We start from the raw sequence: 11,252 nt of genomic DNA, 5'->3' as shown, positions 1-11,252 counted from the left end.
TTCCTCGGCGAACCTCGGCGATGCCTTCTGTTTCAAGCCTCTTCAACGCAATAATCCATTGCGCCGGCAGGCTTGGGGAAGAAATGCAGCGCCGAGGCCGCCGATGGGCCGAGGTTCGCCGAGAAAAAAGTTGCCGGACATCCTTTGCGTGACGTTTTCATTACCGGGGTAATTTTGACACCAGGCGACCCACTTCGGCCAGGATGGCGTCCCGGGACTGGGCGTTCACCTTGGCGCCGGTCAGGTAGGCGGTGACGTACATCGCCCGGCCACCCTTTGGGACGACGAGCGCGATGTCGTTGGCGGTGCCTGATTTCTCGAATCCGGAACCCGTCTTGTCCGCCACGTCCCAGGCGGGCGGAAAGCCGGCGCGCAGGCGGTGGGTGCCGGTGGTGGAGGTGGCCATCCAACCCTGCAGCCGGGCCTTGGAGGCGGCCGAGAGGGTGGAACCGGCCAGCAGCTCGCGCAGGGTGCGCGCCATGGCCTCCGGGGTGGTGGTGTCGCGCGGGTCGCCCGGGGGGACGTCGTTGAGTTCGGGTTCCTTGCGGTCCAGGCGGGTCGTGGGGTCGCCCAGCTTCCGGGCGAAGAGGGTGACGGCGCCGGGGCCGCCGAGGGCCTCCAGGAGCAGGTTGGCGGCGGTGTTGTCGCTGACCTGGACGCTGGCGGCGCAGAGGTCCTCCAGGGGCAGGGCGCCTTCGGCGGCCCGGGCCCGGGTGACGGGGGCGTAGTCCAGGAGGTCCTTTTCGCCGTAGGGCAGCAACCGGTCCAGGGCGGCCTGGCCCGCGTCCGCCTTGGCCAGCACGGCGGCGGCCAGGAGGACCTTGAAGGTGCTGCACATGGGGAAGCGTTCCCTGGAACGGTATTCCAGGATCTTCGCGCCGCCGGCGTCGAGGACGCACACGCCGAGGCGGCCCCGGCTCCTGCGCTCCAGGGAGCGGAGCTGGGGGGACTGGGCCGCCAGGACCGTCCCCAGCAGCGCCAGGGCCCAGATGCGCACTAGCCCTTGGCCTTCTTGAACTGGGCGATGATGTCGTCCACGGATTCCTTCTTGTCGTCGGCTTCCAGGGTGGCGTCGAAGATGTGCTCCTGGGTGGCGATGACCCGGTTGTCGAAGATCGCCTCCTCCCTGGGGGCGCCGCCCACCAGGGCGCCTTCGATGTTGAAGATGGCCAGGAGGCGGTTGAGGCCGTCCTTGAACTGCTTGAGGAGCAGCACCACCTTCTCCACCTTCTGCCGCGTGATGTCCTGGAACTGGAGGGTGTTCAGGATCTCGAAGGCCTCGTCGGCGACCGTGGTGAGGGGGGCCAGGCAGGCCTCCATGTCCGCGGGCGGGGGCGGGGGATTCATCTGGTGCTCGAAGAGGAACTCCAGGATCTCCTGGGCCAGCTGCGCGGGATCGGCGCCCTGGCTGGCCTTCTCCAGGTAGGTGTCCATCTGGGCGTGGAACTTCGCCTGGGCCTCCTGGGTGGCCAGCAGGGCCTTCACGGCGGCCTTGACCGAGGACTGGGCCTGGTCGCTGGCGGCCATGAGCACGTCGAGGCGGTTCATGACGTTCTGGGTGGCCTTCTCGGTGTCGGCGGTGATGGCGTCCAGCTGGGCCGCCAGTTCGGGCACCTGGGTGCTCTGCTGCTTCACGGAGCTGTCCAGCTGCTGGAGGTTCATCAGGGTGGAGTTGATGCTGGCCACCAGGGCCCCCAGCTCGCCCTTGGCCTGGATGTCGATCTGCTGGAAGATCTTGCCGTTGGTCATGTCCTCGGCGGCGCGGGCCAGGCGCTGGAGCTCGGTCTGGCTCTCCTGGTGGATCTCGGTGCGGATGGCCTGCACCAGGTCCAGGAGGGCGTCGAGGCGGTGGTCCAGGGCCTCGCCCCGCTCGCGGAACTCCTTCAGGAGGCCTTCCGGGTGGATCTCCTCCAGGCCGTTCTGCTCGCTGGGCTCGGTGGGGGTGAGGGCTTCCTGGTTTTCCATGGGATATCCCTGTGAGAGGTCCGGGTCAAGGGGCGGGACGGACGGTTATGGACGTTCCTTCGGTTAGTCCCCACGATTGCATAAGTTCCTTCGGAATACCAACGGTGTGGTCGTCCATGGCCTTGTTGAAGCGCACGGGTTCCACGGAGACGCCGTCGGGCCAGACGAGGCGCACGCTCGTCACCTGGCCGTAGGGCCCCATGCCCTGCCAGCGGGCTTCGGCGGCCCTGGACAGCTCCACGTGCTCGGCCTTCCGGAAGAGGGTGCCCTTGAGGGCCGAGGCCTTGAGGACGGCGTCGGGCTCGAGGATCGTGAGGCGGTGGGCCTCCTTGAGCTGCGCGCAGGCCTGGAGCACGCTCACCTCGCTCAGGCCGGTGGCCGCGATGACCTCCAGGAAGGTGCGGTACCCGTCCAGGAAGGGCAGGCACCTCCGGTCCTCCTGGAAGATGCGCAGGCCCTGGGTGAGGGCCGGTTCCTGGAGGCGGGGCCAGGGCACCACCTGGAGGCTGGGGAAGATGCCGCGCAGGTGCTTGCGGGAATCCGCGGTGCGGGCGGCCTCCATGAGCAGGTCCGGCACGGAGCGCCGGATGGTGGTGGGCGCCTTGAACTTGGTGGAGACGAACTCGAATTCGCCCCGGTCCCACTCCAGGATCTCGAAGGCGCCGGATTCCCCGAGGGTGCCGCCGATCTCCGCGTGGACCACGTCGCCGTTGAGGACGTAGAGGACCCCGGAGAGCTTGGCCTGGTTGACGAGGAGCTTGCCGGTCTTGCGGTTCACGTTCAGGAGCTGGACCACGTCCATCAGGGAGATGCTCTGCAGGTTGCCGCGGAGGGTGGACATCAGTCGCCCTCCCGCCGCCTGGAGATGCCCCGGTTCCTTTTCATTGACCGCCTTCGTTGATGGTCGAGATCATCTCGCGGACCGCCTTGTCCAGGCCCACGAGGAGGGCCCGGCCGATGATGGAGTGCCCGATGTTGAGCTCCTCGAGCTCCGGGATCGCGGCCACGGGGCCGACGTTGAAGAGGCTGAGCCCGTGCCCCGCCAGGACCTTCAGGCCGAGCTTGGAGGCCAGGCGCGAGGCCTCGCGCAACCTGTTCAGCTCGGGGACCGGATCGGCGCCGGGGGTGACGTCGGCGTAGACGCCGGTGTTGAACTCCACCGCCTCGGCCTCCAGCTTGGCGGCCATCTTCACCTGCTCCTGCTGGGGGTCGATGAACAGGCTCACGCGGATCTCGGAGGCGTGCAGCTCGCGGATGATCTGGCGGAGGTGGGCGTGGAGGAAGAGCGCGTCCAGGCCGCCCTGCGTGGTGAGCTCCTCGCGGGTCTCGGGCACGAGGGTGACCCACGCGGGCTTGATGGGAACCACCGCCTCCATGGCCTCGGAGGTGGCGGCGCACTCGACGTTGAGGGGCACGGCCAGCACGTCCTTCAGGACCTTGACGTCCCGTTCCTGGATGTGCCTGCGGTCGGCGCGGAGGTGGACGGTGATGCCGTGGGCGCCTGCGCTCTGGGCCATGAGGGCCGCCGCGACGGGTTCGGGCTCGTGACCGCCCCGGGCCTGGCGGATGGTCGCCACGTGATCGATGTTGACACCAAGGCGTACGGGCAATTCGGACTCCAGGCGGAAGTTGTCAGGGCAAGGTCAGGCTTCCAGCCTAGCAGAATCAGGCCAGGGCGAGGTCCGCCCGGGCCGCGATTTCCAGGGTCCGGAGGGCCTCCTCCATCAGGGCGGAGCTCCGCGCCTCCACCATGAGGCGGAGCTTGGGCTCGGTGCCCGACCAGCGCACGACGACGCGGAGGTCCTCGCCGTGGTCCGCCTGGAGCGCGGCCATGGCCGAGGTCAGGCGCGGACACGCCTCCACGGGCCGGCGGTCCCGGGCCAGGATGTTCACGAGGCGCAGGGGCCAGGCCTGGAAGCGCCAGGACCAGCGGTCCCCTTCCGGCCGCCGGAGGAGGGCCCGCAGGGCCGCAAGCGCCGTGGCCAGGCCGTCGCCGCTGGGCCCGACGTGCTTCTGGATGACGTGGCCGGAGGCCTCGGCGGCCAGGTCCCACTGGAGCCTGCCCAGTTCCCGGAGCATGAACTTGTCGCCCACCTGGGTGCGCACGAAGGGGATGGCGAGCCCCGCGAGGGCCTCCTCCAGGCCGGCGTTGCTCATGAGGGTGCCCACGACGCCCGGGATGGTCTCGCCTCGCGCCGAAAGGTCCTGGGCCAGGAGCCACAGGAGCTGGTCCCCGTCCACCAGTTCGCCCCGGGGATCGACCATCAGGCACCGGTCGCCGTCGCCGTCGAAGGCGATGCCGAGGGCGGCGCCGCGCTCCCGGACCTGGGCGGCGAGGCCGTCCAGGTGGGTGGAGCCCACGCCGACGTTGATGCGCGCGCCGTCGGCGGGCACGCCCATCCAGTGGACCGTCCCGCCCCGGAAGACGTGGGGGGCCCAGGGCGCGGTGGAGCCGTGGGCGCAGTCCACCACCATGGAGAATCCGCCGGGCAGGTCCAGGGGCTCCAGCTGGCGGATGTACTGCAGCGGAAGGGCCGTCTCCAGCGGCAGGGCCGCGGGCCCGGCCTTCATGGGGCCGAGGGCCTCGAAGGCGGCCTCGACGGCGGCCTCGTCCTCCTCGGCGAGCTTCTCGCCCAGGCCGTCGAACCCCTTGATGCCGTTGTCCTCGGGGGGATTGTGGCTGGCCGAGATCATGAGGCCCCAGGCGCCGGGGCGGAGCAGGGCGGCGTAGGCCACCGCGGGCGTGGGCACGAGGCCCAGGACGCACAGGCGCAGGCGCCCCCCGAGGCCGGAGACGAAGGCCTCGGCCAGGGGCTCCGAGCTGAGCCGGGGGTCCCAGCCGATCACCATCTCCCCGATGCCGCGGGCCAGGGCCACCTGGGCCCATGCGGCCCCCCAGCGGGCCGTCTCGTCCAGGGTCAAGGGGGACTCGAAGGCCTTGCCGCGAACCCCGTCCGTGCCGAAATAATTCAGAGCCATGGTCGTCCTTTAGGAATTTCAAACTGTCCAGGAATTCTACAACCCGGAGCCTTCCGGTGCCAGGGCTAGCCTGTATTGCACCTGGCGGAGCGCGATTCCGTCCTGCCACTCGGTGCGCCGGGCCGGGGTGAGCTCCCAGCCGTTCCGGTCGTAGAACCTGCGTCCCCTGGCGTTGCGTTCCATGACCCAGAGCACGGCCTCCCGGAAGCCCTCCTCCCGGAGGCCCTCGAGGGCCCGGGCCATGAGCGCGGAGCCGAGGCCCTGGCTCCAGGCCTCCCGCACCAGGTAGATGGCGTGGATCTCCCCCGCCGTGTCCGATTCCCGGTCCCGGCAGGGCCCCGCCACGGCGAAGCCCGCCAGGGCGCCGCGGGTTTCCAGGGCCCACATGGCCCAGCGCGGCCTGGGGGCGGCCAGGGATTCGGCGAAGGCGGCGGCGCTGGACTCGACCGACAGGCCCGCCAGGAGGGATTCGGGCAGGATGCCGGGGTAGGTGGCCCTCCACGCGTCCACCTGGACCCGGGCCAGGGCCGCCGCGTCCTCCGGCAGCGCCCTCCGGATCACCGGCAGGGTCACCGCGTGGGTGCGGAAGACCCGGTACCCCAGGAGCCCGGCCTCGTGGTGGGCGCGGGCGCCCAGGGCGTCCCGCTCCAGGGGCGGGAGCCCGGGGCTTCCCGAGCGCCAGGCCAGGAACCGCTTCCGGGAGATCCCGATGCAGAACCTCGCCGCGGGCCAGTCCAGGGCCGAGGGCAGGGCCGGCAGGGCCTCCCAAAGGGCCCGGTCCTCCACGAAGGTGGTGCCGAAGCCGAAGCCGGGGTCCAGGAGGATGCGCCCGGGATCGATGCCGGCCTGGAGAAGGCGCTCCTTCACGGCGCCCAGCTCGAACACGGCGTCGGTGGCGGATTCGTTGCCGGGGCCGCCGTAGGGCGGCATCGCCAGCGCGCCGTCCTCGAGGCGGCTGCGCATGGCGACGAGGCCGCAGTCGCTGTTGCGGGCGACGTGCAGGAGGCCGGGGTCCTGGAAGCCCGTCACGTCGTTGATGACGGCCACGCCCAGGCGCAGGCCCCGCGCCGCGACCTCGCCGTGGCGGGTGTCGAGGCTCAGGGGCACCTCGGGCAGGGCGGAACGCAGCAGCGCGAGGACGGGCTCCAGCCTCGCCCACTCCTCGTCGGCGGAAACGGCGGCGGCGCCGGGACGGGTGCTCTCCGCGCCCAGATCCAGCGCCCGCGCGCCCTGCGCCACGAGGTTCCTGGCCTGGCCGAGTGCCTTCGCGGGATCCAGGAACCGGCCCCCGTCGCTGAAGGAATCCGGAGTGATGTTGAGGATGCCCAGCCAGAGGGGCTCCTCAAGGTCCAGGGCGCCGCCGGCGGTCCGCCAGGAGGTCACGCCGGGCTGAGGGCGGGCTTGAGCCCCGGATCGGGCGGGTTGTCCATGGGCTTGCTGGAACTGGACTCGGAGGCGGACGGGGGCGGCTTGGGAGGCAGGACCTCGCCGTTCATGAGGCGGGTGACGTCGACCGCGTCCAGGGTCTCGCGCACCAGGAGGGCCTCGGCCAGGCCCACCAGGATCTCGCGCTTCTCGCGGATGATGGTCTTGGCCCGTTCGAAGTTGCGCATGACGATGGCGTGCACCTCGGAATCGATGAGGCGCGCGGTGTCCTCGGAGAAGTCCCTGCGCTGGCTGAAGTCCCGGCCCAGGAAGATCTCGTGCTCGCCCTGGCCGAAGCTCAGCGGCCCGAGCTTCTCGCTCATGCCGTAGTCGCACACCATGCGGCGGGCGATCTGGGTGGCGCGCTCGATGTCGTTGGCGGCGCCGGTGGAGAGCCGGTCGAAGAAGGCCTCCTCGGCCACGCGGCCGCCCATGAGGATGGCGATCTCGCCTTCCATGCGCTCCCGGGTGGAGGAGTAGCGGTCCCGTTCGGGCAGCTGCCAGGTGACGCCCAGGGCGCGGCCCCGGGGGATGATGGTGACCTTGTGCACGGGATCGGCGTTGGGGATGGTCGCGGCGACGACGGCGTGGCCCGCCTCATGGTAGGCGGTGTCGCGCTTGTCCTCGTCGCTCATGACCATGGACTTCCGTTCGGAGCCCATGAAGACCTTGTCCTTGGCCTGCTCGAAGTCGATCATCTCGACCCACTTCTTGCTGGTGCGGGCCGCATACAGGGCGGCCTCGTTGCAGAGGTTGGCCAGGTCGGCGCCGGCGAAGCCCGGGGTCCCGCGGGCGATGACCTCCAGGTCCACGTCGGGGCTGAGGGGGATCTTGTCGGCAGTGTGCACCTTGAGGATCTCGAAGCGGCCCTTGAGGTCGGGGCGGTCCACCACCACGCGGCGGTCGAAGCGGCCGGGGCGGAGCAGGGCGGGGTCGAGCACGTCGGGGCGGTTGGTGGCGGCGATGAGGATGACGCCCTCGTTGCCCTCGAAGCCGTCCATCTCCACCAGGAGCTGGTTCAGGGTCTGTTCGCGCTCGTCGTGGCCGCCGCCCAGGCCCGCGCCCCGGTGGCGTCCCACGGCGTCGATCTCGTCGATGAAGATGATGCAGGGGGCGTTCTTCTTGCCCTGCTCGAAGAGGTCGCGGACGCGCGAGGCGCCCACGCCCACGAACATCTCCACGAAGTCGGAACCGGAGATGGAGAAGAACTGCACCTTGGCCTCGCCGGAGATGGCGCGGGCCAGGAGGGTCTTGCCGGTGCCCGGAGGGCCCATCAGCAGGACGCCCTTGGGGATCTTGCCGCCCAGCTTCACGAACTTGGCGGGGTCCTTCAGGAACTCGACGATCTCCTGCAGCTCCTCCTTGGCCTCGTCGCATCCGGCCACGTCGGCGAAGGTGACGCGGCGCGCCGCGGTGTTGAGCCCGCGCGCCCGGGCCTTGCCGAAGCTCAGCGCCTTGTTGCCGCCCATCTGGGCCTGGCGCATGAAGACGAACCAGAGCACCACGAAGACCAGCAGCGGACCCCAGAAAACCAGCATGTACATGAAGTTGTTCTCGCTGGGCTTGGCGGCCTTGAACTCCTCGAGCTGGCCTTCCTGCTTCCAGCCGAGGATGGCCTTGCCCAGGTCCTGCATCGGGGGAGCGATGGTCTTGAACTTGTCAATGCTCTCGCCCTTGGCGGACTTGACCGGGTTCTTGTAGGTCCCCTCGATGTCCACGCCTGTGAGCGTGACGCTGCGGTATTTGCCCTCGACCCCCTCGGTGTAGAACGTCGAGAAGGGGATCTCATTGACGCGGGTGTTGGTGGGGATCTGCTTTAACGCCAGGAGGACCAGGGCGATGATCCCGATCCACACCAGCGCGCTCTTCATCATGGAATTCAAGGTGCCTCCAGGGGGGAACTCCCCGCCGATATCCAGTCTAACCTGCATCGGCTCGACCGGTTCCTGACTTTGGATGCCTCAGGGGGCCTCCAGGTTCTCAACAATGCTCCAAAGTCCATGGAAATAAGCTTTCCTGGGCCGTATTTGCCGGGCTCGCGCCCGTTCCGGAAAGGCGCCAGCCGCCCCAGGTCTTGGCGGCGCCGGGGCGCCTGGCCAGGTGGGGCAGCATCCAGGCGGCCAGATCCCGCAGGAGGGCGGCCTCCCTCGGCCAGCCCAGCTCCAGGAAGGCCGCGTCCAGGACCCAGCGCAGTTCCGGCCCTCCCCAGGCACGGGCCAGCAGGAGCCCGCCGGGGCCCGCGTCCCAGCGCGCGCCGCGCCAGCCCGCCACCTGCGCGTCCTTGAAGGCCGCGAGCTCCTCCACCTGCAGGTGGGTCTCCCAGAGGTGCGCGTCCAGGCTGGGCGCTTCCTGGCGCATGGGCCCCAGGAGCGCGCGCCAGCGGTTCCTGGGCGTGAAGGGATCGGCGTTGCTCGCGTCCTCCTTCCAGGTCACGCCCTTGGCCTTGAGGTAGGCCCGCAGGTCGGACCGGCGCGCCTGGACCAGCGGCGACCAGCGCGGGCCCTGGCGCGCCGGCAGCGGCGTGAGGCAGCCCGCGCCTCCGCCCCGGGCCAGGCGCACCAGGACCGTCTCGGTGTGGTCGTCCAGGGTGTGGCCGGTGGCCACGGCGATGGCCGAGCAGCTCGCGGCCTGGGCGCGCAGCCAGCTCCAGCGGAGCTCCCGGGCCGCGGTCTCCAGGCCCTGGCCCGAGGCCTTGGCATGGGCCCGCACGTCGAGCGAGGCCTCCACCAGGTCCAGGTCGGCGGAGCGGCATAGGCCCCGCACCAGGTCCGCCTCTTCGCGCGCCTCGGGGCGCAGCCCGTGGTCGGCGTTGGCCACCACCAGCTCCAGCCCCAGGGACTTGCGTGCGGCCCACAGGAAGGCCAGGAGGGCCAGGGAATCGCCGCCCCCGGAGCAGGCCACGAGCACCCTGCCGTCCCGTACGCCGTCGCCCCGGGCCAGCACCTCGCCGAGCCACTTTGTCTCCTGCCTGTTCACGAGAGCCCGGCGAGGAGCTGGGTGAGCTCCCGGGGCACGGGGCTGTCGGCCCACAGCGCCTCGGCCCAGGCCACCCGGATGAGGGAGCCCCAGTGCATGGCCCGCCCTTCCACGCCGCGCCGGAAGGCGGGGTCGGAGATGCGCGTCGGGGGCTGGGAAGGGTCGGCCGTGAACTGGCTGCCGAAGGCGTCGAAGGCGGCCATGCGCTGCTCCCACACGGCCGACACGTCCACCACCAGGTCGGGGCGGCCCGGGTTCTCGCCGCCCACCCAGGCCAGTGCGGCCGGGCGCCAGGGCTCGCCGGGGCAGGGATAGTTGCGCAGGCCCGAGTAGTAGGCGGCCTCCTTCACCAGGCGGAAGGCGCGGCGGTGGTCGGGGTGGCGGTCGTCGGGGTCGGGCAGGATCAGCACCGTCGGGCGCAGGGAGCGGAGCATCTTCATGACCTGGATGCGGTGGGGCTCCGTCTCCTCGAACCGCGCGTCGGGGAGGTCCATGATGATGCGCCGCACGCCCAGGATGCGCGCGGCCTCCATGGCTTCCGCGTGGCGGGTGGCCGCATCGCCGCGCGTGCCCAGCTCCCCCGCGGTGAGGTCGAGGATGGCCGCCGACAGCCCCCTGCGGGCCGCAAGGGCCAGGATGCCGCCCACGTGCACTTCCCCGTCGTCGGGGTGGGCGCCCACTACGAGCAGATCGAGCGCGTTCATGGCTCCTCCAGCAGGACCACCGGGCCGGCTTCGCCGAGGGCGGCCAGCATGCGGTCCAGAAGATCATCCTGACGCAGCCACAGGAGCCCGGGAAGGACCCGCTCCTGGGGCCTGCCCAGCGGAAAGAGGCGCTGGCGCAGGCGCTCGGGATCCATGCCCAGGGCCGCGCCGGCCTGGTTGCGCCGGAGGCGCCTGTCCAGGCGCCCCAGCCGGTGGCGGGCGCGGGCCACCTCCTGGGCGAACCGGCCGGAGGTGGCCGCATCCCAGCCCGGGTCGGGGTTCGCGATGAGGGCCGTGCTGGGCGGGGCGGCCCCGTCCGCGGCGCCGGGGAAGTCCTCCCAGCGCCCCTTCCGGAGGGGCTCGAGCAGTTCCGCGTTCAGGGCGGCGCCCCGCGGCACCAGGAACACCGAGGGCCGGCTGATGATGCGGGGCTTCACGAGGCCCACCCGCTCCCAGCAGGGCTCCGTGAGGCGCCAGTAGGCCCTCTCCCCGGGGCCCAGGACCACGGCCGCCAGGCCCGGCAGGAGGAGCGACTGCATGAGGGGGCGCAGCGCCGCCCCCGGACTCAGCCACCGCCCCCGCGGGCAGGGCTCGCCGGGCTCCAGGCGCATGCGCCTGCCGGTGCGGGGATCCAGGGAGAACCAGGCCGACTGCTGGCGGGGGTCCAGGCCGTAGCGCACGCCCCCGGCGTCCAGCAGCCCCGCCTGGCGCACCAGGTCCTGTTCCAGGTCCAGGCTCCGCCAGCGTTCCAGTTCCTCCTGGATGGGCTGGCGCAGGGCCGGGTCCGTGGGGGAGAAGGGCCGCAGGCCGCGCTTCCAGAGAGGCGCGCCCAGGGCCAGGGCGTGGCCCCTCAGCGTCGGCTCCCCGGGCAGGGGCACCTCGCCCCAGAGCCTTTCGGCCTCCAGCTGGTGCTCCCCCGTCCAGGGCAGCCAGCCTGCGGCGGTGTTGTCGGGCGCCGCGAACCGGAAGCGGTGGGGGAGGATGCGGTCCTCCTGGAAGCCGACCGTGGTGGCCACTTCCAGGCGGTCATGGTCCTCGTCGGCCAGCCAGTAGACGGCCTCACCGCCGAGCCTGCGGGCCTCGGCCAGCGCGGCAAGGGCCTTCACTACCGAAAGGGCGGGGGTCCAACCAGCACCGATCTGCTGGCCGGTGGCGACGCGGGGACAGGGGGACGGTTCCATGACTCAAGCCTATCTATAATAG

10 protein-coding genes are annotated in these 11,252 nt (G+C 71.1%); all 10 read right to left on the bottom strand.

From position 1 onward, the window contains the following. Positions 1-160: 160 nt before the first annotated feature. Positions 161-997 carry a class A beta-lactamase gene (bla, locus tag ACZ5MC_RS14815; RefSeq protein ID WP_464516155.1) on the bottom strand — a complete coding sequence of 279 codons (837 nt, stop codon included), beginning with the start codon at positions 995-997 and terminating at the stop codon, positions 161-163. Further along, positions 997-1,965, bottom strand: coding sequence for a methyl-accepting chemotaxis protein (locus ACZ5MC_RS14810; protein WP_306601277.1), 969 nt, complete (start codon positions 1,963-1,965; stop codon positions 997-999). Before ACZ5MC_RS14810 ends, bla begins: the two co-directional genes overlap by 1 nt. 25 nt (positions 1,966-1,990) lie before the next feature. After that, entirely contained in the window at positions 1,991-2,806 is an 816-nt protein-coding gene (locus ACZ5MC_RS14805) for a DUF4388 domain-containing protein (RefSeq protein WP_306601276.1), read from the bottom strand. 40 nt (positions 2,807-2,846) lie between these two features. Further along, positions 2,847-3,575: a pyridoxine 5'-phosphate synthase gene (locus ACZ5MC_RS14800; protein ID WP_464516154.1), complete on the bottom strand. Its 729-nt coding sequence runs from the start codon at positions 3,573-3,575 to the stop codon at positions 2,847-2,849. A 55-nt stretch (positions 3,576-3,630) separates the two neighbouring features. Continuing rightward, complete coding sequence (locus ACZ5MC_RS14795) at positions 3,631-4,944, bottom strand: phosphohexomutase domain-containing protein (RefSeq protein WP_464516153.1); 1,314 nt, start codon at positions 4,942-4,944, stop codon at positions 3,631-3,633. A gap of 36 nt (positions 4,945-4,980) precedes the next feature. Then, positions 4,981-6,327, bottom strand: coding sequence for a dihydropteroate synthase (folP, locus tag ACZ5MC_RS14790; RefSeq protein ID WP_464516152.1), 1,347 nt, complete (start codon positions 6,325-6,327; stop codon positions 4,981-4,983). Beyond that, positions 6,324-8,252 carry an ATP-dependent zinc metalloprotease FtsH gene (gene ftsH / locus ACZ5MC_RS14785; RefSeq protein WP_373432548.1) on the bottom strand — a complete coding sequence of 643 codons (1,929 nt, stop codon included), beginning with the start codon at positions 8,250-8,252 and terminating at the stop codon, positions 6,324-6,326. Before ftsH ends, folP begins: the two co-directional genes overlap by 4 nt. A gap of 97 nt (positions 8,253-8,349) precedes the next feature. Beyond that, positions 8,350-9,345, bottom strand: a complete 996-nt coding sequence (gene tilS / locus ACZ5MC_RS14780) for a tRNA lysidine(34) synthetase TilS (protein WP_464516151.1) — start codon at positions 9,343-9,345, stop codon at positions 8,350-8,352. Then, on the bottom strand, positions 9,342-10,049 hold the full coding sequence (bshB1, locus tag ACZ5MC_RS14775; RefSeq protein WP_464516150.1) for a bacillithiol biosynthesis deacetylase BshB1: 708 nt from the start codon (positions 10,047-10,049) through the stop codon (positions 9,342-9,344). Before bshB1 ends, tilS begins: the two co-directional genes overlap by 4 nt. After that, the gene (gene bshC / locus ACZ5MC_RS14770) at positions 10,046-11,230 is read right to left on the bottom strand and encodes a bacillithiol biosynthesis protein BshC (RefSeq protein WP_464516149.1); all 1,185 of its coding nucleotides are present in this window, start codon (positions 11,228-11,230) and stop codon (positions 10,046-10,048) included. The genes bshB1 and bshC overlap by 4 nt, the downstream gene beginning before the upstream one ends. Between the last annotated feature and the right edge of the window lie 22 nt (positions 11,231-11,252).

Source organism: Mesoterricola sp. JemC181 (assembly GCF_055384585.1).
Note: the sequence above shows the minus strand (reverse complement) of the source record. Positions and strands in the feature narration are given on the sequence as shown.